The 23,094-nt window shown below is 42.9% G+C and carries 22 protein-coding genes and 1 tRNA gene; 14 read left to right on the top strand and 9 right to left on the bottom strand.

What is annotated here, in order from left to right; all coding sequences use genetic code 11:
* Window positions 1-59 precede the first annotated feature (59 nt).
* The 7 genes from SOO65_RS00375 to SOO65_RS00345 all read left to right on the top strand — a co-directional run bounded on the left by SOO65_RS00375 (window position 60) and on the right by SOO65_RS00345 (window position 8,614).
* Window positions 60-1,457 (top strand): type II secretion system F family protein, encoded by a 1,398-nt coding sequence (locus SOO65_RS00375; RefSeq protein WP_321395333.1) that lies wholly within the window; start codon window positions 60-62, stop codon window positions 1,455-1,457.
* Window positions 1,454-1,798 (top strand): DUF192 domain-containing protein, encoded by a 345-nt coding sequence (locus tag SOO65_RS00370; protein WP_321395331.1) that lies wholly within the window; start codon window positions 1,454-1,456, stop codon window positions 1,796-1,798. Before SOO65_RS00375 ends, SOO65_RS00370 begins: the two co-directional genes overlap by 4 nt.
* A complete protein-coding gene (locus SOO65_RS00365) occupies window positions 1,791-3,365 on the top strand; it encodes an FHA domain-containing protein (RefSeq protein ID WP_321395329.1) in 1,575 nt (524 codons plus the stop codon). The genes SOO65_RS00370 and SOO65_RS00365 overlap by 8 nt, the downstream gene beginning before the upstream one ends.
* Entirely contained in the window at window positions 3,365-4,312 is a 948-nt protein-coding gene (locus SOO65_RS00360; RefSeq protein WP_321395327.1) for an FHA domain-containing protein, read from the top strand. Before SOO65_RS00365 ends, SOO65_RS00360 begins: the two co-directional genes overlap by 1 nt.
* Entirely contained in the window at window positions 4,272-6,491 is a 2,220-nt protein-coding gene (locus SOO65_RS00355; protein ID WP_321395325.1) for an FHA domain-containing protein, read from the top strand. Before SOO65_RS00360 ends, SOO65_RS00355 begins: the two co-directional genes overlap by 41 nt.
* A gap of 1 nt (window position 6,492) precedes the next feature.
* Window positions 6,493-7,230 carry a PP2C family protein-serine/threonine phosphatase gene (locus SOO65_RS00350; protein WP_321395323.1) on the top strand — a complete coding sequence of 246 codons (738 nt, stop codon included), beginning with the start codon at window positions 6,493-6,495 and terminating at the stop codon, window positions 7,228-7,230.
* Window positions 7,231-7,303: 73 nt separating this feature from the next.
* A complete protein-coding gene (locus SOO65_RS00345; protein WP_321395321.1) occupies window positions 7,304-8,614 on the top strand; it encodes a response regulator in 1,311 nt (436 codons plus the stop codon).
* On the opposite strand, the gene SOO65_RS00340 is transcribed toward SOO65_RS00345, so the two are convergent.
* Entirely contained in the window at window positions 8,604-9,278 is a 675-nt protein-coding gene (locus tag SOO65_RS00340) for a biotin--[acetyl-CoA-carboxylase] ligase (protein WP_321395319.1), read from the bottom strand. The two genes, SOO65_RS00345 and SOO65_RS00340, sit on opposite strands and share 11 nt — an antisense overlap.
* Window positions 9,279-9,289: 11 nt before the next feature.
* Between SOO65_RS00340 and rph the strand changes: the two genes are divergently transcribed.
* The 3 genes from rph (at window position 9,290) to SOO65_RS00325 (ending at window position 10,698) form a co-directional block, all read left to right on the top strand.
* Window positions 9,290-10,000, top strand: a complete 711-nt coding sequence (gene rph / locus SOO65_RS00335) for a ribonuclease PH (protein WP_321395317.1) — start codon at window positions 9,290-9,292, stop codon at window positions 9,998-10,000.
* Window positions 9,997-10,599 carry an RdgB/HAM1 family non-canonical purine NTP pyrophosphatase gene (gene rdgB / locus SOO65_RS00330; protein ID WP_321395314.1) on the top strand — a complete coding sequence of 201 codons (603 nt, stop codon included), beginning with the start codon at window positions 9,997-9,999 and terminating at the stop codon, window positions 10,597-10,599. The genes rph and rdgB overlap by 4 nt, the downstream gene beginning before the upstream one ends.
* A 22-nt stretch (window positions 10,600-10,621) precedes the next feature.
* Window positions 10,622-10,698 (top strand) — tRNA-Pro (locus SOO65_RS00325).
* Window positions 10,699-10,744: 46 nt separating this feature from the next.
* Here SOO65_RS00325 and SOO65_RS00320 read toward each other — a convergent pair.
* From SOO65_RS00320 to SOO65_RS00310, 3 genes are all read right to left on the bottom strand, one after another.
* Window positions 10,745-11,644 carry a type IV pilus modification PilV family protein gene (locus tag SOO65_RS00320; RefSeq protein WP_321395312.1) on the bottom strand — a complete coding sequence of 300 codons (900 nt, stop codon included), beginning with the start codon at window positions 11,642-11,644 and terminating at the stop codon, window positions 10,745-10,747.
* 56 nt (window positions 11,645-11,700) lie between these two features.
* Window positions 11,701-12,222, bottom strand: coding sequence for a hypothetical protein (locus SOO65_RS00315; protein ID WP_321395310.1), 522 nt, complete (start codon window positions 12,220-12,222; stop codon window positions 11,701-11,703).
* A 63-nt stretch (window positions 12,223-12,285) separates the two neighbouring features.
* Window positions 12,286-13,596, bottom strand: a complete 1,311-nt coding sequence (locus SOO65_RS00310) for a chloride channel protein (protein WP_321395309.1) — start codon at window positions 13,594-13,596, stop codon at window positions 12,286-12,288.
* Window positions 13,597-13,815: 219 nt separating this feature from the next.
* On the opposite strand from SOO65_RS00310, the gene SOO65_RS00305 reads away from it, so the two are divergent.
* The 3 genes from SOO65_RS00305 to SOO65_RS00295 all read left to right on the top strand — a co-directional run bounded on the left by SOO65_RS00305 (window position 13,816) and on the right by SOO65_RS00295 (window position 15,307).
* Window positions 13,816-14,142: a hypothetical protein gene (locus SOO65_RS00305; protein WP_321395307.1), complete on the top strand. Its 327-nt coding sequence runs from the start codon at window positions 13,816-13,818 to the stop codon at window positions 14,140-14,142.
* A gap of 31 nt (window positions 14,143-14,173) precedes the next feature.
* The gene (locus SOO65_RS00300; protein ID WP_321395305.1) at window positions 14,174-14,488 is read left to right on the top strand and encodes a hypothetical protein; all 315 of its coding nucleotides are present in this window, start codon (window positions 14,174-14,176) and stop codon (window positions 14,486-14,488) included.
* A gap of 186 nt (window positions 14,489-14,674) precedes the next feature.
* On the top strand, window positions 14,675-15,307 hold the full coding sequence (locus SOO65_RS00295; RefSeq protein ID WP_321395303.1) for a glutathione S-transferase family protein: 633 nt from the start codon (window positions 14,675-14,677) through the stop codon (window positions 15,305-15,307).
* On the opposite strand, the gene SOO65_RS00290 is transcribed toward SOO65_RS00295, so the two are convergent.
* From SOO65_RS00290 to SOO65_RS00270, 5 genes are all read right to left on the bottom strand, one after another.
* On the bottom strand, window positions 15,308-16,330 hold the full coding sequence (locus tag SOO65_RS00290; RefSeq protein WP_321395301.1) for a hypothetical protein: 1,023 nt from the start codon (window positions 16,328-16,330) through the stop codon (window positions 15,308-15,310).
* A gap of 50 nt (window positions 16,331-16,380) precedes the next feature.
* Window positions 16,381-16,851, bottom strand: a complete 471-nt coding sequence (locus tag SOO65_RS00285) for a methylated-DNA--[protein]-cysteine S-methyltransferase (RefSeq protein WP_321395299.1) — start codon at window positions 16,849-16,851, stop codon at window positions 16,381-16,383.
* Window positions 16,826-18,214, bottom strand: a complete 1,389-nt coding sequence (locus SOO65_RS00280; RefSeq protein WP_321395297.1) for a DNA-3-methyladenine glycosylase 2 family protein — start codon at window positions 18,212-18,214, stop codon at window positions 16,826-16,828. Before SOO65_RS00280 ends, SOO65_RS00285 begins: the two co-directional genes overlap by 26 nt.
* Window positions 18,215-18,322: 108 nt before the next feature.
* Complete coding sequence (locus SOO65_RS00275) at window positions 18,323-18,526, bottom strand: hypothetical protein (RefSeq protein WP_321395295.1); 204 nt, start codon at window positions 18,524-18,526, stop codon at window positions 18,323-18,325.
* A gap of 69 nt (window positions 18,527-18,595) precedes the next feature.
* Window positions 18,596-19,132 (bottom strand): hypothetical protein, encoded by a 537-nt coding sequence (locus SOO65_RS00270; protein WP_321395293.1) that lies wholly within the window; start codon window positions 19,130-19,132, stop codon window positions 18,596-18,598.
* Between the two features lie 250 nt (window positions 19,133-19,382).
* Between SOO65_RS00270 and smc the strand changes: the two genes are divergently transcribed.
* Window positions 19,383-23,060: a chromosome segregation protein SMC gene (gene smc, locus SOO65_RS00265; protein WP_321395290.1), complete on the top strand. Its 3,678-nt coding sequence runs from the start codon at window positions 19,383-19,385 to the stop codon at window positions 23,058-23,060.
* Window positions 23,061-23,094: the final 34 nt, after the last annotated feature.

The following is a 23,094-nucleotide window of genomic DNA, read 5'->3' as shown; positions in this document are numbered from 1 at the left end:
CAAATTTTCCCAATTCTAGAAATTATCAACAGTTAGGGTTTTGTTGTTACTCTTAAAGTATGCGGATTTCTACCGTTATTTCTTTATTAGTGTTCTTGTTGCTGAGCTTAAATGCTTGGTCGCAAGCTAATTGCCCAAATGAGTACTCGCAAATTTCAGCGAGTTGTATTGCTTCGTTAAATAAACCATTCGCCACTAAGAACATCACGCTATCAACTGAACTCAACGGAAATATTTTTTTCTACAAAACTCCCGGTGGAGATTTAGGAAAACTAAGAGTCATTGCGACCACTGTTGATTCAAAACGAGAGTGTACTCTTTATCTTGATGCAGTGACATTTACTGGTGAACGAGTTTTCATTCCTAACTCTTCCATTTCAATTCGTGCTGATAAGAGTAACTGGTTAAAAGACCGAATCTTCCTTGATCGAGAGGGACTTTCTGCTCTGGGAATGGAGAAGAACGCTAAAGGTCAGTGTCAGTTGTTCTTAACTCAGGGAACTGAAATTGCCTTCTTTAGAAAACATATTGAAGGTAAAGCAAAAGAAGAGAATTATCTCTTGTTCTTCGCTCCACTTGTTCTAGTCTTCATCGCGATCTTCTTGATTGTTCGTGTTTTCATGGAAGATCAAGACAAGTTTAAAACTCAAGAAGCTCTTGAAGACGCCGAGAACAGCGGAAAGGTTAAAAACGAAATCTTCTTCATCAAGATCACGAAGCCTTTCTATAAAAGATATTTTGTTCCGATGGTTCAAGGGGCGAAGAACAAACAAACCATTCGAACCAAGTGGCGACAGAAGCTCGCCAATGCTGGTCTTGTGAAAGACATGACGCCGGAAGAGTTTGTTGCTCTGAAGTTCTTTATGATTCTGGGTGGACCATTTGCGTTTCTCGCCATTCGCTGGATCATGTCTGAAACATGGCCGCTATCAATCACACCTGCCATGGCCATCGTGGGTTATTTCTATCCTGATTTGTGGTTAAGTGGATTAATTAAAAAACGTGGGGATGAAACATTAAGGGCGATGCCTTTTATTGTGGATATGCTGGCACTATCTGTGGAAGCTGGTCTGGATTTCATGGCCGCTATTCAACGAGTGATTGAGAAGGCCCCAAATAGTCCATTGGTGGAAGAGTTTGAAACTCTGATTAAAGAAACAAAGATCGGTTCAAGCCGTGCGGAAGGTCTAAGACAACTCGCCTGGCGTGTGAACATTATTGAAATCAACTCATTCTGTGCCACGCTTATTGCGGCGGACTCTGTGGGTGCTTCAATTGGTCCTCTCTTAAAGCAGCTTTCGGCCGAACTTCGCGTGAAGCGTTCTTCTCGCGCGGAACAGCTGGGTGCTACTGCCGCCACTAAGATTCTTATTCCGATGATTTTCTTTATTCTTCCAGCAGTGCTGGTCGCGATTTTTGCACCGATGGCCCTGAAGATGATGGCGGGGAAACTATGAAGGTGCAGATCAACTATAACAACAAAACTTTGTCCCCCAATATTTTGGTGGCCGATGATTTTTCCAGTCGTTTGATTGGACTTATGTTTAAGAAAGAACTGAAAGGGGCGGACGGACTTCTGATTGATCCGTGCAATTCGATTCACACGTTCTTTATGCGCTATTCATTGGATATCGTGTTTATTGGTAAGGGAAATAAAATTGTGAAAATCATCCGTGATTTAAAACCATGGAGAATGACCTGGATCTATTTTTACTCGCACAAAGTGCTTGAACTTCCGGCCGGCAAACTGCCACTCGACCTCAAAGAGGGAGACATTCTGGAGGTGAAAGATGTTTAAGCTGGTTGTGGTAGGAGGAAAACTCCGTGGTAAAGAATACATTTTAAATGATGGCGAAAACACAATCGGTCGTTCGGCCGAAAGTGATCATGTCGTTAGTGTTGAAGGTATTTCGAAGAAGCACCTACGTATCACAGTAAATGGTGAAACGGCCTTCGCGGAAGACATGGGAAGCTCAAACGGTACCCTCGTTAATGGTAAGATTATTAAAAGGATAACCATTAAAGACGGTGACAAGATCGCCCTTCCAAATCTGATCCTGCAAGTGGTTTATGTTCTCGAGAAGAAAATCATCATTAAGAAGAAAGTGCTTAAGGCCGGTGAATCTGATGATGATGCCTACGATGATCTGAATCAAATTGAACCAATGCCTCAGAGCTTAATCGCCAAGCCGATTTGGTTCTTCAAATACAAAGTGATGCCAGTAATCTACAGCTTTAACGAGCAGTACGAGTGGGCGGCACTGGTTGGTATTTTGTTGTTCGTTTTCATTGCGATTAATATCTCGCTAACGATTCTTCCGGTACTTCGTGATAGTAAGATTCTTCTGATTAAAGAGATCGCTCTTCGTGGTAAACAGTATGCCGCCGAAGTGGATCGACTCAATAACGTTTATATCCGTGATAAAAACCTGGATCAGGTTTATACCGGATTCTTGGAAGGGGCGGACGCCGAGGGTGTTCAAAGTTACAGACTTTTTGACCTTGAAGGCCGTGTCTATCGTCCGGTTTCCGAGCTCAATACCTTTGTAAATGATCCTTTCTCAGTAGAAGCGAAGAATTTTTATAGTAACGAGAAAAACCAGGACCGCGAAGTCATTCAGGATCTGGGTAGTAATACCATTGGTATTGCTCGTGCTATTAAGGCCCATGATCGAAATCTTGGTCGAGATGTGGTGGTGGCGATCATTACCATTCGTTTCTCACCAACGTCTCTTGCAAGAGAAGCTTCGAATAACTCAAAAGCTTACTTAGAGTCTCTCATCACCTCGGCGATGGTGGCGATCTTCTTCTTCGGAATGCTTTATTACATGACCATTCGTCCTTTGGATGAAATGAGACTGCAGATTGAACGAGTTCTTCGTGGTCGCCAAAAAGAACTGGAATCAAAAGCATTATTCAGAGAGATCCATCCGCTGAGAAACTCGATCAATAGTATCCTCATGCGAATTAAGGAACTTCAGAACACGGACTCGGGTGAGACCCAGTCCATGGAAGAAGATGGACCTTATCTTAGGTCCCTTAAAGAATTTATGGCGGGGGCCCAAGGTCCGGTAATGATCTTGAACTCTGAGAAGGTCATTCAGCATATCAACCCTGAAGCGGAAGACCTGATTGGTATTCGTGAAAACGCTTCTGCCGGTCAGAGTATTCTGGACACGGCAAGAGATCAGGGTTTTGCAGCGACGGTGATTGATCTATGTGATCAGTCGGCGAACAACGAAGGTTGTAATCAGAAAGAGTCTTATGAGATCGGCGGTAAGGACATGTACATCAATGTCACGGCCCTGATTGGTAAGGATAAGTTTGCGAAAGGTTTTTATATTACGTTTGTGAGAAATGATTAATGGCCAAGAACGTCCTGGTCCTAAAACATTTTGAGTCTCCTAAAGAAGCGGGTGTTTACTACCGCTTGGTTTGCCTCACTGGAGGCAACAAGGGAGAGTCGTATGTTCTTCTCGGGAATCGTGTCGTCATTGGTCGTGGTGATAGAGTCGACATTAAACTCAACGATACTAAAGCGAGCCGTGAGCACGCGGAGATCACTAAGGTTGGAGAGAATTGGGTCGTGACTGACTTGGGTTCTCAGAACGGAGTGATGATCAATGAGCATAAAATTACTCAGCAGCAGATCAATGAATCTGACAAATTAATCATTGGTCAGACGGTATTTAAGTTTGCCAAGGTCGAGGTTGCCAGTAAGAACAAGGTAATCAAAGAGACCGCTGAAGACGCCAAGAAAAAAACCATGGTTCCGGTCATGATTCTGGCCTCGGTTTTTGCCATGATTTTTCTTTTTGATGAATCTGATAAACCGACGACACAAAGAAATCCTGGGAAAAGTAATTACGTGAATGTTGATAACGAATATCAACGCCACCTTGATCAAAAAAGGGTCAAGGAAGATAAGCAAGTTAAAGAGAAGATGAACGCCATTTATCAGCGAGGTCTTCGTGAACTTCGTGAGAAGAATTACTTCCGCGCCATTCACGAATTTAACCTGGCCCTGATCATTGCTCCTGGGGATTCTCAGGCCGAATACTATCTTCGTAAGACGAAGGAAGAACTCGACCGCGAGATTGAAGGGTTTACAGCGAAAGCTCAGCGAGATCAGGAATCCCTGAAATATCAGGGGGCCATTGTATCGTACTGTTCGATTATCAGACTTTTATATACTGTGCCTGATGATCCAAGACATAAAAATGCCGTAGAGAAGATTAATGATATTGAGGAAATACTAGGACTGGTTAAGGGTGAAACTTATTGTCTTAAAAAACAACGTACCGCTCAGTGAAGTATCGGTAGATACTTCAGATTCATCTGAGATGTACGAAATTTACGTCGGGCGGTCCGAAGACTGTCACGTGCAAATTGATGATCCTCTGATCTCGAGGCACCATTTTGTTTTAAAGAACGAAGGCCAGAACTGGGTCTGTGAAAAACTCACGCAATTAGGGGCCGTGATTCTGAATGGATCATTGGTCACAAAAAATGTCATCAATAATGGCGATGAAGTGAAGTGCGGAATGTACTCGATCATCGTAGCTGAACTTACAACTCTTCGTGGATCAGGTCCTCCTCCGGAAACGATGGTGAATTATGCACCTCCGGTTCAAGAGCAGACTCATACCATGATCATGCCTCAATCAAGGCCAGCACCGAAACCTGAACCCGTGGAAGAGGAAGGACTGACTTCGCTTCCGGAAGAGGACCTAGGTACAGGCATTGGTTCATTTGATGAATCGGCCGAGAGTGTTGAATCACCGGATGAATCTACTGAAGAAGTAAGTCAGGAGAGTTCTGACGGACTTAATTTTAGTGACGACAATGGTTCAACGGAAGACTTCAATGCCCCGGTTGAATCCTCTGATTTTGCTCCGGTTGAAGGGGAAGATTCCTTTGGAATGGAACCCGTAGTTAATGAAGAGCATGAAACCACAAGAGTCTTTAAGGCCTTCGTAAACTATCAGCTCGTTCTCTTCGGAGAGCACGCTCCTTATGACCGCTTTCAACTCGATCAAGATGAAATTTTCATTGGTCGCGATAATAAGAAATGTCAGATTGTTTTAAATGACCCTGAGGTTTCTTCTGTTCACGCCGTGGTTAGAAAGAACGGCAATGATGTGACCTTGGAAGATTTAAACTCTTCTAACGGAACGATCCTTAATGGTGAAAGAATCAATAAGGCCCATGTGGCGACCGGAGACGAATTCGTTATCGGTGGCACAAGCTTTTCTCTGGAAGTCCGCTCTGATCTTTTAGATACCGAGTCTGATCGTTTGATGCCAGTTGAAACCGGCCAGTTCATCGAGACCGAAGAAGAGATTGAAGAAGTCGTATCTGCTGAAGACGCCGATCTAAATTTTAGTGAAGGCGCTCCGGTTGAGAAGAGCATCATTAAGCGAATCATGAAGGATCCAAAACTCAGATTCCGCGCCATTATTGGTGTGGTCGCGTTTCTTGGATTGCTCTTATGGCTTGATGAAACTCCGGAAGAGAATACTCAACAGAAAAAACCTAAGGCGAAAGAGGCCAAGGTTGATCCCAATGCCAAGCCTAAAAAGGTTCTTTCGAAGGACCTGGAGACTCGTAGAAACGTGGCCTACGAGTTGGGGGTGACTTTCTTTGAGCAAAGTAAGTACTTTGAGGCCCTTCGTGAATTCCAGACCGTGATTGAAATTGATCCCGAATATAAAAAGATTCAGTCTTATTTTGAACAAACAAAGGTTGGTTTGAAGCGACTGGAAGAAATCGAGGCCCAACGTCGAGCTGAAGAAGAACGAATTAAGACCAAAAAGCTCATCGAGGAACTTTTGGTGAAAGCTCGTGAGGCAGTGAAAGATAAAAACGTGACTGTGGCCGAAAGTTATTTCTCGCAGATTACGGAAAAAGATCCTGAGAACATTGAAGTTCAGCAATTGAAATTAGAACTCGAGTCTTGGCAGAAAGAGCAAGAAAGAAAGGCCCTGGAATTAGCAGCGAAAGAGGCCGCTCGTAAAAAAATGGTGGATTCACTGGCGCCAGGGAAGACCTTCTATCTTAAAAAAGAATGGTACCGCGCCATTCTTAAATTGGAAGAGTTTCTCCGTATCAAAGGTGTGGATGAAGATCTGATCAAGGAAGGCAGTGACATGTTAAGTGATGCCAAAAACCAATTGGCATCAGAGCTTGGACCACTTCTTGGTAAGGCCCGTTCATTCAAGGAAGGACAGGATTTAAAGAGTGCCTATGAGGCCTTCTTAGAAATTTTAAAAGTAGAACCTACAAATTCAGAGGCCCTGAATGAAGTGGATGATATTCGCAGTCAGCTTGATGCTCGCTCTAAGAAAATCTATCGAGAAGCGATTATTGCCGAATCCCTGAGTCTATTTGGTGACGCCAAAGAGAAGTTCCAGGAAGTTCAGCAGATTTCTCCGACAGACAGTGAGTACTATAAGAAAGCGAGTGAGAAATTACGGAACTATCTGGAGTAATATGCGTCTTAAAGCTTACGCCGCCCAAACTCATCAAGGTCCATATCTTCAAGTTAATGAGGACGCTTACGATTTTGATTTCGAAAACGATCTATATGTCGTGATGGATGGATTTGGTGGATCGGGAATTGGCGACCGTGCTGTGGACAAACTAAAACAAGAAATCAAATCGTTTTATACTCAGATCTCTGATGATCCGAATGCCACCATGCCGTTGTATTACAATCCACGTAATCTTCTGGAAGGAAACGCGATTTTAAATTCTCTCATGAATGCTCATCAAAACCTTTTGAAGAGCAACCTGGATAAACCAGTTAACCAACGTGCTGGTGCCAGTGCGATTGTGGCGGTGAAGGCCGAAAGTCTTTTGGTTCTGGTGGGAATCGGGAACTGTTGCGCTTACCACTTTCGTAAGGGGAAGCTTTCAAAGATCATCGTAGAGGACACTTTTCAATATCTCTCTCAGGATCAGTTTGATCTTCGTTTCAGAACAACTCCGATGAATGCCATCGGCATGTATCCCGAACTGGGACATCAGATGAAGGAAATTCGCCTCGCTGAAGGGGACAAAGTGGTCCTACTGACTGACGGAGTGTATGCTCAGCTTTCTGAAGAAGAACTTCTTTATCACCTCAACAAGAGCGCCAGTGATGCAAATGAGAGAGTGAATAGTTTACTAAAACTATCCAACTCTAGAGGGAACACTGACAATCAAACCGCAATGATTCTCGAATTTTAGGCTTTTTTTCGTTCCCAGATTGGAATCTCACCATCTATAATTTTTATGGTACCAATAGAGGAGAGATTCAGGGATGAACCATAAAGTACTCTTGGCGGACGACAGTCTTACTATTCAAAAAGTAATTAAGATCACGTTGGCCAACCAACCTTATGACATTACAGATTGTGGAAATGAGGATGAATTATTTCACCAGCTTTCCATCGTTCAGCCTAAACTCGTTTTTCTAGATTTCAATCTCTCTGAAAAATTCACTGGCTACGAACTAACGACAAAAATTAAATCTCTTCTTCCTTCAACAAAAGTTCTATTGCTTCTTGGTACTTTCGATACTGTTGATGATGCTGCCATGGAAAAGTGTGGCGCCTCTGACAAAATCGTGAAGCCATTCGACTCAAATAAGTTCATCGCTATTTGTAAGCAACTTATCGAGACGTTTGCCAATGAAGAGCTTCCGTATCCGGAGGCCAAGGTTGAAACAAAACCAGTAATCGAAGAAAGCCCAGAAGACCAGTGGACAGTAAGCCATTCAACTGAACAGAAGCTTCCGGTTGAAGCACCTCAAATGGAAGCGACACTTCCGGAAATGCAAAACCCGCTGGCCAAAGAAATGTCAGATTGGGGCATGAGTGTTCCCAATGTAATCAATGATACAGAATCTCATGAGAAGACCATCGATCTTCCACCAATCATTGGTGAAGTGAAGTCTTTGGATGCTCATCGTGAGAAGAAAGCGGAACCAGCACCAGACTATTCTGCCAAGTTCCCTCAATCTGAGGATCTTGACTACCCAGACATGAATGACTTTGCTAAACCTGAGCCGATTGCAACTCCGGCTCCAGAGGCGAAGCCAGCATCTAAGCTTATTTCGCTTGAGACTTTGAATAACAAGCCATTTGAAATGGAACTGGAAGGGAACTACGTTCCTGACGAATCAGATGTTAAGAGCATTGAAGCGCAAATTCGTGATGAAGTTGAAGAGAACCTTTGGCAAGCAGACGAGTTTGAAGATCTTAAGCGTGAAGTTTCCCAAAAAATTGAAGAAGCAAAAAATACGTTTCAACCAAGCCGGAATGATTTTGATGAATCTCTTTTCAAGCCGCTTGATGAGAAAGAATCAATTGATTGGGTAAATTCAAACGATCTCTTTAAGTCTGAATCTTTCGCAACTCCAGCTGCTGCTCCTCAAGTAGATATGTCTCAAATGAAGCAAGAGATGGAAGATCTGGTTAAGAAGTATGTTAAAGAATACGTGAAAGAATATATGGATGAGATGTTCAAGAAGAACACTGAGAAAGTGGCATGGGAAGTCATTCCTGATCTTGCTGAAAATCTAATCCGCCAGGAACTTTCAAAAATTTCGAATAAAATTATTAACGAATAAGTCGTAGGCTACCGTTGTAAAGACGGTAGCTCTTATCTCCGTCTTTAAGAAGACATTCACCGTACTCACCAATACCAACAAACGAACCACGATGAACTTCACTGCCTTCAGTGACAGTCACCATTTCATTCATATGGCCGCAACGTGCTTCCCAATCCCGAATGAGATCTTCTTTGTTGGTGTAGCGATGTGAATTAATAAAATCGAAAATTTCTCGGGCCGCATGCTTCTTATCAAGAGCAAAGGCCTCTTCAAAAATCCCACCGAAATTTTCATCATCAGAGAAAAGATTTAAACCGATTCCAGCGAGAAGTGCGTTCTGAGTCCCTTGAACAAGAATACCCACACACTTTCTTCTTGATTCATCCCAAAGATCATTGGGCCACTTCAGAAGAAGTTTTCTGCCACGGGCCTCAAAGAATCTGGCGACTAAAACTGATAGTTCAAGTGCTGTGAAACTCAACGTCGGATGAGCAGCGAGATTAGTCGAAAAACACACGGTGCCGGGCATGGCCTTCCAAACGTTAGAACCTCTTCCACGTCCCATGACTTGATTCTCACAACTTACCAAAAACTGAGCGAAGTGTGTCTGGGTGCTCAATTGTTCTTTGAGAATATCTTGTGTAGAATCACACTCATCTACATGTATATGTCTAATCATCATCTGAGGTCCCCATGTCACTAATCAAAAGAGATACTCCGCGCCCAATTAAATTTACTCCTGGAATTAATCCTTATGCTGCTGGTTCAGTGATGGCCGAATTTGGTAATACCAAAGTTCACATTACCGCCAACGTACAAGAATCAGTTCCTCCGTTCCTTAAAGGAAAGGGCCAGGGTTGGGTAACTGCAGAGTACGCGATGTTGCCTTCTTCTACTCATACTCGCTCTGAGAGAGAAAGAAAAGGAGCCTCAGGTAGAACTCAGGAAATTCAACGTTTGATTGGTCGCTCTCTTCGTTCAATTGTGGACATGCAGAAGCTAGGTGAGCGCTCAATCATGATCGACTGTGATGTGATCGTGGCCGATGGTGGAACGCGCACGACTTCTATTTCAGGTGCTTACATCGCCCTTGAGATGGCAGTGAAAAAACTGATGAAGGCCGGTCTTCTAAAAGAAAATCCAATCAAGGACAGCCTTGCTGCTATCTCAATTGGAATTAATAAAAATGATGAAGTGATCGCAGATCTTAACTATGAAGAAGATTCTAGCTGCGGCACTGATATGAACATCGTGATGACAGGTTCAGGTAAGTTCGTTGAAGTTCAAGGGACTGCTGAAGGTGAGCCATTCTCAATGGATCACTTACAAGCACTTCTGGGTTGTGCTCAAACTGCTCTTAAAGTTGTGATGAAAGAGCAAAAAGCCGTTCTGGAAAATCTATGACCTCATTTATTCTCGCTTCCGGAAATGCACATAAGGCCGAAGAGTTTCGTGACCTTTTCTCAGGTGTTTTAACCGTTACCGCCGCTCCTAAAACGTTGGAAGTGGATGAGACTGGGAAGACCTATACTGAGAACGCTTTCCTAAAAGCTAAGGCCTATTTTGAAACCTATGGCGTTCCGGCCTTGGCGGATGATTCAGGTCTAAATATTGAATCTTTACCGGACATCCTAGGCGTTCAGAGCGCTCGTTTTGCTCCTGAGCTTCCAAACTATGCAGACAAAGGTTTAAAGGTCATTGAACTTTTAAAAGATAAAGATAACCGCCGTGCCTATTTTGTCTGTGTATTGTGTTTTTATTTATCCCCGGATGAGGTCTACTTCTTTGAAGGTCGAGTCCATGGTGAGATCGGTTTTGAGCTAAAAGGCGATCAGGGCTTTGGCTATGATCCGATTTTTATTCCAGAGAGAAGGGAGAACGATGGTTTGACCCTTGCTCAGTTACCTGAATGGAAGAATGAGTTTTCGCACAGGGCCAAGGCAAGCCAGGCGGCCTTACAGTTCTTTAAAGAATCAATAGACAAAACACGTAAGAAGCTTTAAAAATATTGCTCTCATCATCGATCGGGGTGTAGCGCAGCCTGGTAGCGTATCTGCTTTGGGAGCAGGTGGTCGTTGGTTCGAATCCAATCACCCCGACCATTTTGAGTTTTAAAAAAAGCCACCTTTTAGGTGGCTTTTTTTTTGTCTAATTTTGAATCGCCATCCAATCAAATGAAGACTGAACTGAACCACTTGAGCTGTTAGTTGATGCCCAACATGTTACTTGAAAAACAAGTTTTGAAATTTTAGTGAAGCCGCAGTAGCTGGCATCCATTGTATTGCCCTCGGCATCCCCATAGTTATAATCATGTTCTGAAACGATAATATGAGGATCTTTACCTGCAGGATTAAAGCCATAAAGTGCGAGATCAACAACTGCTTGATTGGAAGCACTATCCGGGCCCACAACATTTTGTCCTGAAGCTGCTCTCAACTGTGGCGTAGTATCGCGAGAACAAGAAATGATAGTTGTGTTTCCGCTAGAATCAGTTGAAAGACCCATCATAATCGGAAACTTCATTGGAACAGAACGCTTTTGTGTTTCCGATACGGATTTCTCGACTGTCACTCTTAATTCTCCGAAATCTACCAGAAATGGATTTTCAGGATAATTAGTTCCTGTTCCATTGTTCATGATGAGTTTCATCGAAGTAATACGAAGTTTGCCGTAGGTATTTTTCGAAGTGTCAGTCGCGCTGAATTTTTTATTCGTCCGTGCTGTGCCTTGAGCATTACCGAGCCACAGCTCAACATCAAGACCTTCGTGATTCTCATCAATATTGGTTTTTTGAAAAGTCACAGGAGTTGCTGGAGAACCAAATGGTCCGTTTCCGGCAAAACTCAGACGACAAAAACGTTCTTCATCCAAGAGCAACCGAATTTCTGTTCGAAGTTCAATTTCATCTGCAGAGGACTTGGCGAAGTTTTGTCCCTGTCCGATGTTCTTCATGAGTTGCATGACACCTAAGGCGGCCGCACCAAGAAGACCAATTGTGACTAAGACCTCAACAATGGAGAAGCCAGATTCTTGTAATTTTATTTTCATAGGAAAAGGTTAGCACGAAAGGATGTTTCGAGATAAAGGGGGAGCGAAAATTTAGATTACGCTGCCTTCTTTTTTGGGGCCTTCTTGGGCTTAAGAGGTATTACGTTAGATTCCTCTTCGGCCTCTAACTGTTCTTCCAAATCTGCCACCAACTGTTTCAAAAATTTCAATGTACGCTTCTTCTGCGTCTTGGTCGTTGCACTCCAAGTTTCTTTGTCCGCACGTTTGTGGGCGATCTTAAATTTTACCCCGGTCATTGAAGTAGAGTAGTCGTTAGCATTTAACTTGGTCACATTTTGGTGAGCAATAATGTACCAGTGATATTGAGTACCAACAGGAACGCCAGAGCCTTCTGGTGCTTTACCGGCCCTTCTCTTTGTGACGTTGTAATTAATCTCCCACTCATCTGGGGTAATTTTTCTTTCTTTCCAGACTCCAGAATCATAATTCCACTTATGGCCACGTCCGATCTTCACACCCGTATATCGTTGTCCTTCGAATTCCTTATATTCATTGTAGGTATGAACAGTGTCTTGCTCGAGTGCTTCGGCCTCTTTCTTTTTACTTCTACGTGGCATAGTGGCCTCCTCATGGATCAATGATTGTGATGCAAGAGGAGTGCCGGATTTAAATAAGACTAATTAAGATTGTGGGCTGACTTTGTGGTGCCAATTTTCGGTGACTCTTTCATAAAACGAAATTGGATTAATCAAATGGGCAGTCGCTTGAGCTATCACTGCTACCAACATCATTGGGAAGATGGCGGAGTGACGATCCGTCATTTCCAGCACCAGGACGAAGCTGGTAAAAGGTGCTCGAGTGACCCCGGTTAAGAAAGCAATCATTCCAAGAAGCACAACCAGATTGTGATTATGGGGAAGAACAAATGAGCTGAACAATGAGCCAATTGTTCCACCGGCCGCAAGTGACGGAGCAAATATTCCGCCTGCACCAACTGAAAAATAAGAGATTAGGGGCGAAACAAAACGCACTAAGGCCAGAGTCCATGAACTCTCATCTGATGTCTCAAAGAGAAGTGATGTAATCGCTTCTTTCCCGCCACCAAAGGCCATCGGATGAACATACATGGCAAGGCAAACAACAAGGAGCCCGCCAATCACTGATAAGACAAGGTGTTTAGAAACAGAGGTCACTTTGGAACGAAAAGTAGTGAGCTTGAATAAGATCTCAGCAAAAAGAGTTGAAAGCGAGCCACATAGAATTCCAATTAAAATCACCCATGGCATGAGTTTAAAATCGAATGGATTAACTTTCGGAATTCCTAAATAGAGATAACTACCTTGAAAAACCTGAGATGAGAGACCTGCTAGAATCACGGCCACTAAAAGAGACGATTTGAATCGATTGAAGTGGGACTTTGCGAGTTCTTCGATGGCAAACACAAGACCGCCGAGTGGAGTATTGAAAGCGGCCGCTACACCTGCTGCACTTCCTGTGATCATCCAGACATCTGCGCCAAATGTTTTTCCCGAAACTTTCATCGCCAAATCGCGAACGCGAAAGAATAATGCCGCACCGATTTGGATGGTCGGACCTTCTCGTCCAACCGCCGCTCCACCGACTACACCAACCAATGAAGAGATAATCTTCACCATCGCAGTTCTAATTTTGACCAGCGCTTTTGCTTTATAAGGGAAGTTCTTCTCTTCTTCGCATTGAAGTGCACACATGACCTGAGGAATTCCACTTCCTCCCGCCTCAGGAGCAAACTTATACACGATCCACCAGGAGATAGCGAAAAGGACAGGAACTGTGGCTCCGAAATACCAACCGTACTCTTTGAGGAGATTGAAGGCAAAATGCTCGGCCAACATAAATAGCTTGGCATAAAGCACGGCCACACCACCAAGAACTATGGCAGCGGTCCAGTAGAGAATGTCATCAATTGAGACGGAATTTTTGATTTTTTGAGAGAGAAAACTGCGATCCATTCATTCACTGTAATACAGAGAGGCACGCATGTGAAGAACTTAAAGAATTTTCATCTCCCAGAGGGAAAAAGTAATTTTTTCATGGTGATTTGTACCTTTTTACACGGTGTTCAAAGTCGTAAACAGTAAGAAAGCGTCGCGTTTCATCGCAATTGAAAAAAATCTGAACTGGGCTTAAAAACCGCTCCAACGAAAACACAATTTACCCTGGAGAAAAAAATGAAAACAATTTTCGCTGTTGCTATGATCGCTCTTTCTGCTACTTCTTTTGCTGCTTCTAAAGGTTCTTCACTTTTCCTAGAGTCTTACTACGGCAAACTTTCTGTTGTTGGTGGTAAGTATGCTTGTACTCTTACAAACACAACTGGTGCTGATCTAGATGTTAAGCGTGTTGAATTCGCTCTTGAGCGTCGCGCTGGTAAGAACCGTGATTTAGTTTCTACAAAATCTGTTAACTCTGTAGTTTACGCTAACGAAACAACAACTGTTGTATCGAACGCTTCTCAGGCCTTCATTGCTCACTCTTGTAAATTTCTTGCTCGTTAATTTTAAACTTTAAAAAAATTGGAGATATAAAATGAAATCACTATTTACTGTTGCTCTTCTTGCTGTTTCAGTTCAGGCTTTCGCTGGTCGTTGGTTCCTTGAGTCTCACTACGGAAAAATGTCTGTAGTATCTGGCAAATATGCTTGTACTCTTACTAACAGAACTGGTTCAGATCTTAACCTTAAGCGCGTTGAATTCAATTTCGAGCGTCGTGTTGGTAAGTCACGTGAAGTTGTTGAAACTAAGAACGTTCACACTGTTCTAGCTGCTGGTGAAACACTAACTGTTTCTTCAAACGCTACAAGAGCTCTAATTGCTGAATCTTGTAAATTTCTTGCTCGTTAATTAGAAAATAAGAATTCAGAATGCTGATGAAACAATGTTTCTTCAGGTGTTACTGCAGTTCATCAGCGACAGGCCCCAAGCAATTGGGGCCTTTTGCTTTATAATATTCAAATTTTGGCCCCACCTTCGTTCTTCCATCGACATGATTTTCTTCCGAAGCTAGCCTTATTTTATTAAGGAGCTTTCATGAAACTTATTATTGGTAATAAAACATATTCTTCCTGGTCACTGCGTCCCTGGGTGTTGATGAAACACTTCAACATTCCTTTTGAGGAAATCCTGGTGAAATTGGATATGCCGGAAACGAAAGCGGAGATCGCCAAGTATTCTCCCTCGGGAAAAGTGCCGGCCTTGATTGATGGGGACCTTTCGATCTGGGAATCGGCCGCCATCATGGAATACCTCAACGAGAAATATCCAGAGAAAAAAATGTACCCAACTGATCTGAAGCAAAGAGCGCTGGCGCGTTCTCTATCTATGGAGATGCATGCGGGATTTGGAAAGATGCGTGAGCGCCTTTCTTTCAATGTGAAGAAGAGTTACCAGAATTTTGATTTCGGTTCGGCCCAATCAGACATTGATCGAGTAAAGGTGCTTTGGACAGAACAGTTGAAAGTATCCAAAGGTCCCTTTTTATTTGGAGAGTTCTCGATCGCAGATGCCATGTATGCACCGGTTGTAGGTCGTTTTGTGACTTACGGTGTGCCTGTGGATGGACTTGTTAAGAATTATTGTGAGGCCATTATGAATTTGCCGGCCTTAAAAGAATGGTATGCGGGGGCCATGAAGGAAGATTTCGAAGCGAAAGATCACATCTAATTATTTTAAATCAATCTCAATGCCGGTTTCGTAAGTGGTATCGCGCTTTTCGCTGCCGTTACGAATCCGGCTAAAAATGCGAATACCATTTTTATTTTTATACTTAACTCCAAATTCTAGCTCTTGCTTCTTGTTGGCGAAGGTATCGGAGCCAAGGAACTTCGTGTTAACACCACTGAAGACCAAAATTTCTGCATTTCCGGCTGCCTTAACTTCAAAGCCGGTGTTAATTCGAACGTTTCTTTCAAGGTCGTTACCACTGTAAGTAACTTCAGCGTAGGACTTTGTGTCCGTGTCGACTTTAGTATCAACTCTGGCCTCGGCCTTGACGGTGCTGAGGTTCATTTTCATCCCACTAAAGTTCACTAAATTGGCCGCACCGGTTGAATGGATCGACTCAACGGCACCCTTAATTTGCGTATCATTGGTGACAACTTGTTTAATATCAAGACGGTTAATAAGATCCACTTGAAGAGTCGCACCAGGTGTTGCTCTGGCAGTAGCTTTATCTATACTCATCGATACGGCATTTTCGGCATTCACGTTTGAGTTGAGGTCGATAGTGGTTCCTGAACTCGCAAAGTGTACAATCTTTTTTCCAGTCCCCTGAGCTTGTTTTAACTGGAACACTCCTGGATTACTGGCCTGCTCATTCATCACGCCTTTTAATTTTGAAACGATCGGATTTTCTTCTTCTTTGAATTCGTATTTCGCCACAATGAAATTGAGTTGAGGTACAGCAGGCGCAGTTGCTACATCTTCAGTGATGGCAAGAACCTCATAACGAAGCTTCAAAGGCTTGTACTTATATTTATCTTCGATACAGTTTGCAGCTGGTTCAATATATTCACGTGAAATAAGTGAATCGAGAAACTCTACAGGAATTCCTTCCTTCGTAGGATTTTTAGCGTAGGCCTCAACTTCCTGTTCTGCGATAACATGAGCGATCTTGGAAATGTCTTCCGTAAAAACCTGCGAGTAGGCAGGAGCTATGAATAGGAGGGCAATGAGAGAGCGCCACATACCCTCCTTATCGGTAAGTTGATGGAATTACTAAAGTATTAATTAATGCTTTATTTTTGAGGAGTTAGACCTTCTAGACGGAGGAGAAATTCCTTCGCCGGAAGTCCGCCTGCATATCCTGTGAGGCTCCCAGATTTCCCAATCACTCGGTGACAAGGAAGAATAATACTAATGGGATTAAGACCATTAGTTCTTCCCACTGCTCGCATGGCCGCTGGTTTTTTCACTGCTTCTGCCATTTGTTGATAACTCCAGGTTTTACCAAAGGGAATTTTAGCGAGAGTGTTCCAAACAGTGTTTTGAAATTCAGTCCCTGCTAGTGAAAAAGGGACATCAAATTTTTTTCTCTTACCTTCAAAGTATTCTTGGAGTTGAGTTTTAGTCAGCTCGATGATGGGATTAGATTTTTTAACCGCGTCCCAACCAAGATTTTTAAAACCGAGGTACATCAACGCTTTATCATTTGCCACGAGGTGAAGTTCCCCAATGGGTGATTTAATTTTTTGATAGTACTGTTGCATAGTCCCTCCAAAGAATGTGAGTGAGATAGGCCCTGGATGAAGTCCAGAGCTCTTCATTCACCATATGGGCCTTAAGAGCTTTATTGATAATGAGATCTGATTTAGGGAATGCATCTGAGTCCCCGAGGCATCTCATACATATAATTTCAACTGTCCAAGGTCCAATCCCATGAATGGAATGGAGCTCTGCCTTGGTTTTTTCAATATCAGCACTTGGGGCGAGATTTAATTCACCTGCATGATACCTTCGGGCCATTTCACGAATGGCACCCGCTTTAACTTTGGTGATACCAATCGTTTCAATTTCTGCATCCATTAGATCTTTGGCCTCTGGAAAGGCCCAAACGTCCTCATCAATCTTACTGCCGTATTTAAGAATGAGTTCTTTTTGTTTTGCTTTGGCCTGCTTTGTGGAGACCAACTGACCCAAAATAATCGTCACGGCGATTTCAAATGGATCAAAGGAGCCAGGTATGCGAATGCCTTTTCCTTTAAATTTTTTATCCTTCGGTAAATGCTCGGGGTTATGATCTAAATCTAAGTGACGCTTAATCCTTAAAATTACCGATTTAATTTCAGTCATCGGAATGTTGATAAGTTTAACTTTTAAAAGTGATTTATCTGGAGAGTAAGTAATCGTATAAGAACCGTACTTGTCCCCAAAAGTGATAAACCGCTGATAGGAAGTTTCCGTCACTCGCTCAATTCCGAAATTTTCATGACGAGCGAAGTATTCCAGCATGGTCTTCCAATCAAAGGGTTGTCTCACCATGAGTTCAAGTTCAATCTGATTATCTGGAACAGCTTTCTCTTTTCTAAAGGCAGAAGGGGGAGAGTGATAGAGATTCTTAAACGCTTCATTGAATCGACGTATGGATTGGAAACCAACTGCTAAGGCGATCTCAGACAACGGTGCCGAAGTTTCTCGCACGAGTTGTTGCGCTAAATGTAGGCGTTTTGAAATCATGACTTCAATCGGAGAAGCACCTAGATGTTCTTGAAACAAACGACGCAAATGACGATCTGAAACTCCCAAAGTATCTGAGAGCTTCTCCACGTTCAATGCGATTTCTTTTTCTTCATCTATTAAACGTAGAGCGCGCGAAACTGTATTGGCCGTTCCTTCAAAGAATTTGGTTCCAGGAGCTAGATCCGGACGACAGCGCTTACAAGGTCTAAACCCTGCGTTCTCGGCCTCTGTCGTGCTTTTTAGGATAATAATGTTCTCAGGCTTTGGTCTGGCCGGGCAAACGGGACGGCAATAGATCTTGGTGGTTTTAACCCCGTAATAGAAGCGCCCATCATAGCGAGGGTCTCTTCTTTCAATGATCTTTTTTAAGGTGAGTTCATTGTCCGTCTTCATGCCCCCATCTTAACTTAGTAAAGACCTGAAGTCTGGCAGTTTTCGGACATGAGCAATTAGTGGGTCAAGAAGACTCATGAAATGGGTGAGGGAAGTAATTGATTCAAGTTAGATGGCCGAGATGTCTTGCCCACCTGACTCTTTTAAGACCCTTTCGTCCCGATCTTTCCGATGCTCGTATTCATACTCTTCAGTCACGTCATCGCGATTAAGTGGTCGATAAGTGTCTTCGAACTTACGACGGTCATCAAAGCGTTCTTTAATGTTATTCTTGAAGGCCTTAATTCGCTTTAAAAAGGATTTTGATCGCATGGACCCTCCTTAGCTCTTAACCAAAGAGGGTGCAGGGTTCATGCCACGAAAGGCATAAGAGTTAATTGGTTATTCAAAAGCACATTCATACTTCTCATAGCCCATGGAAAAGCTATGTGAGTCTTTATCGATGGAAATCAAAAAGCCCACGTGGAGTTTTTCAAATTTGCCCGCATCGGATTCTGAAGTCACTCGTTGCGTGTAAATTGAGAATGGGTTTACGGGTGTGCCTTCAATCACAGTGTCTTTGCCGCCGTGACAAGAGAAAATCTCGTTGTCCATGCGTTCGCATTTCGACATGTCCCAACGGAACTCATAGCGATCGCCAATTTTCCCGAAGTCATTGGCCTTCTTTGCCAAAGTGTTCAGGTCATTGGGAGTGATAATTCCCGAATGTAGTGGCATGAACTTCATCCCATGGTGATGGATGACGTTAACCACCAACTCAGTACCGACCTTTTCAGCAATGATGGAAGTAGTTGGGAATTCCGTCACACAAAGCATGCGGAACGATTCCTGAAACTTGTTGTTCGCGAAAGCAATCGCGAAAGCAGAAGAGGCGAAAACGAGTCCTAAGGTGAGAGAGAAAAGTGATTTTCTGATCATAGGATCCTCCTGAAAATACCTACTATTCTCAGTATAGTTTTTATTAAAGTCCACCAAATCTTGTTTTTGAGTGTTGAGTCATTGACACCATTTGTGAGGGAAAGTAAGCCCAAATAATCTAGACAGGCCACTCAAGTTTAAGGGATGATGCCCCTATCATTAAATTCAGCTGTATGGAATGGATGCAAGAGGCAGAAGCTTCAGTCAGTTTTTAGTGATACACACAAACACTTTGCGAGAGGTCAGCACAATGAGACTTAACAGGCTCATCATTCAGGGTTTCAAATCCTTCAAAGACAAAACTACCGTCATTTTTGACGAGGGTATCACAGGGATCGTTGGTCCAAACGGTTGTGGTAAATCAAATATCGTAGATGCACTTTTCTGGGTAATGGGAGAGCAATCGGCGAAGCACCTTCGTGGTACTTCAATGAAAGATCTTATTTTCGCAGGTTCATCTAAGTATCAACCAGCTGCATTCGCTGAAGTGACACTTGTTCTTGATAACGTTAATGGCAAGCACATCAACATCAACGGAACAATTGGTAAGCCGGCTGAAATTCACCTTACTCGTAAGCTTTATCGTAATGGTGAAACTGAATACCGCATTAATAATGAGCCAGCTCGTCTGAAAGACATCCACGAAGTATTCATGGATACAGGAGCAGGGGCCAAGTCTTACTCAATTATCGCTCAAGGTGAAATTAACAAGCTCGTTCAGCAGAAGCCGGAAGAGCGCCGTGTGATGATTGAAGAAGTGGCAGGTATTACGAAGTTCAAACTTCGTAAGCGTGAGTCACTTAAAAAGATCGAGCAAACTCAATTGAATCTTACTCGTCTGGAAGACCTTCAGAACGAAATTTATAAGAACTTGAAGAAACTTGAGCAGCAGGCAGAGAAAGCTGAAAAAGCCAAAACTCTTCGCGACCGTATCAAGAAGTATGAGCTTATCGTTGAATCTCACCGTGAGCACGACTACCTTCAAGACTTCGTCAACGCAGACTCTATGCTTGCCTCTCGTCAGGTTGAGCATGAGAACCTTACTCTTCGTAAGTCTCAGGTTGATCTTCTTCTAGAAGATGAAAAAATCCAGAAGACCGACATGATGGAAAAAATCGATGTCGCTCAGGACGATTTCAACGATCACTCGAAGCAACTTGCTGCTTCTGAAGAAAGAGTGAAGCACCTTAAGAAGTCTCTTATCGATAAAGAAAAACAAATCGACCGCGCAAATCGTGAGAACGAAGAGCTTAACGTTGATATTGAGAAACGTTCAGAGCGCCTTGAAGCTCTTACTGCTCAGCTTGCTGATCTTGAAGCAAACAACTACGAGCAGATGGACTTCTCTTCCCTTGAGGAAAAAGTTGAGATTCTTAAGTCTCAAATGTTCGACCTTGAAGAAGAACTTAATGAAAAGCGCCGTGACCTGAACGCTTCGAAAGAAAAGTTCCAAAGCCTTGATAACGAGGCCTTCAAGAACTCTTCTAAACTTGAAGAATACTCACGTCTTCTTCAAGACTTAACATCAGAAATTGAAACGCTCGAAAAGAGCACTTCAAACTTCACTGATGATCTTATGAAAGATCGCGCGACTGTTAAATCTTCAGGCGCAAAAGTTGAAGAACTTAAAGCGGCCCTTCCGGCCCTTAAAGAAGAAGTTGAAACAATCAATAATGAACTTAAAGCAAGTGACGTAAAATTCCGTGAGCTATCTCGCGCCGTTATTCAGCTTGAGTCAAAACGTAACTCTCTTATCGAGATCAATAACTCAGCAGAAGGCCGTCGTGCTGGTGCTGTAGAACTAGTTCAAAAAGTTAACGATGGTTCTCTGGAAGTACTTGGTAAACTTATCGAGTGTGATCCTGAGTACGCGGTAGCGGTTGAGCAACTTATTGGCGAATCTCTGGACGTGGTTCTTGCTACATCTGGTAAAGAAGCATTCGCTAATCTTATGACAGATTTCAACGCGACTGTTGACCTTCTATGGCCACAGGAAGCGACGATTTCTCAAGAGTCAATCGGACGTTTAGAAACTCAAGGCTGCCAGAACATGAAGGCCCTGGTTGATATCGTTCGTATCAACAATCAAGAATACGCTGAAAAATTATCAAAGATCCTTAATGGTTTCTTTGTTGTCGAGAACTTAACTACGGAGCTTGCATCTCGCATTAACCCCGAGATTCAATTTAAAGGTCTTGTTTCTAAGGATGGAAAAGTTCTCATCAAAAAAGTTGGTAACTCAGTAGTTTACGGAGTTCGCCACGATTCAGCTTCTGAAGCTCAAGGTATCGTTCAACGTAACAACCTTATTCAGGAGATGGGTGTTGAGCTGGAAGAAAAACAAGCTGAGCTTGCAATTCTTGAAACCAACATCATGCAACTTGAAACTACACTTGCTGAGAAGCGTGTAGCTCTTGAAGAAAAGAACAAAGAGTTCAACGAAATTAACACTCTATACGCTGCTACTAAAGCGGCCCTAGAGTCTAAAGAGGCGAACCAATCTTCTAACTCACAAAGACTTCAGATTCTTCAGAATCGTAAGTCTGAGACTTCTAAACTTCGTCTTGATCTCATCGAGGCGGACGAGAAGATCCTTAATGCTAAGGAAGAGTTCGAAGGCAAAGTTAAAGAACTTGCCTCTGAAGTGGCAGACATTGAAGATCGTTACTCTGAGCTTAAAGTAAGCTTCGAGAATGAGCGCGATGAAATGATGGAACTCAAAGTGAAAGCTCAGAGTTACCAGCAGCAGCTAACTTCTCTTAAATCTCAGATTGAAGACGTTAACGCTCAAATTGACCGTTACCGTGAGAAGCAGGAAGCGAACCTTGAGCTTCTTAATAACTTCCAGTCAGAAATCGAAAATGCTCAGGTTGAAGTGGAGAATGTTGAAGCTTCTAACCGCGATCAGGCCGAAGTTCTTGCTGAAAAAGAAACTTATCTTAACCTTCTGAAAGATCAGATCGCACAGATCCTTCTTTCTATGCAGGAAAAAGAATCAGAGCTTAAAGAAATCAACTCTCGTATCAACAAGATTGAGAAAGAGAACGTTGAGCTTGAACTTAAGACTTCTCAGATCATCCAGGAAGAAGAGCTTCTTGCGAAAGACATCTTCGAGCGTTACAAGATCGACCTTCGTTCAACTATGATGAAGCATCTTGAAATCACATCAGACAAGATCACAGATCTTAAAGATCTATCTTCTATGTACATAATGGAAACAGAAGATGGTCCGAAGGAAATCGAAGCGATCGAATACGAATTCGAAAAACGTTTCCCTGGTCAGATCAAAGAAGCGAAAGAAAAATTCAAAGATTATAAATCTGAATTCAACCGTCTTGGCGAAATCAACTGGGCCGCAATCGAAGATTACGACCGTCAGAAGCTTCGTTATGACTTCCTGAAAGCTCAGGAAGAAGAACTGAAGAAGTCATTGGTTGATCTACAAACTGCGATCGCACACATCGATGAAAAATCGAAAGAGCGTTTCAAAGAAGCATTTAACGAAGTTAACGAGCGCTTCTCGAAAGTATTCCCTATCATCTTCGGTGGTGGTGAAGCACGTCTTGAAGTAACTGGTGACCTTGATTCAATCGACTGCGGTGTTGAAATTACTGCAAAACCTCCTGGTAAGAAGATGACTTCGATCACTCTTATGTCAGGTGGTGAGAAGGCGATGACAGCAGTGTCTCTGATCTTCTCTATCTTCCTTGTGAAGCCATCACCATTCTGTCTACTTGATGAGGTTGATGCTCCACTTGATGATGCAAACGTTGGTCGATTCAACGAGCTTCTTCGTGAGATGAGTTCTGAATCACAATTTATTTTGATTACACATAATAAGAAAACCATGGAACTGAATGACACTCTTTACGGGGTGACCATGCAGGAACCAGGCGTGTCTAAGGCCGTCTCAGTTCAACTCCATTAGAGGTTTGTGGACAGGGGAAAAGTGACTTCAGTAA

The sequence above is a fragment of the Peredibacter starrii genome (assembly GCF_034259205.1).
GTDB classification, from domain to species: domain Bacteria; phylum Bdellovibrionota; class Bacteriovoracia; order Bacteriovoracales; family Bacteriovoracaceae; genus Peredibacter; species Peredibacter starrii.
Note: the sequence above shows the minus strand (reverse complement) of the source record. Positions and strands in the feature narration are given on the sequence as shown.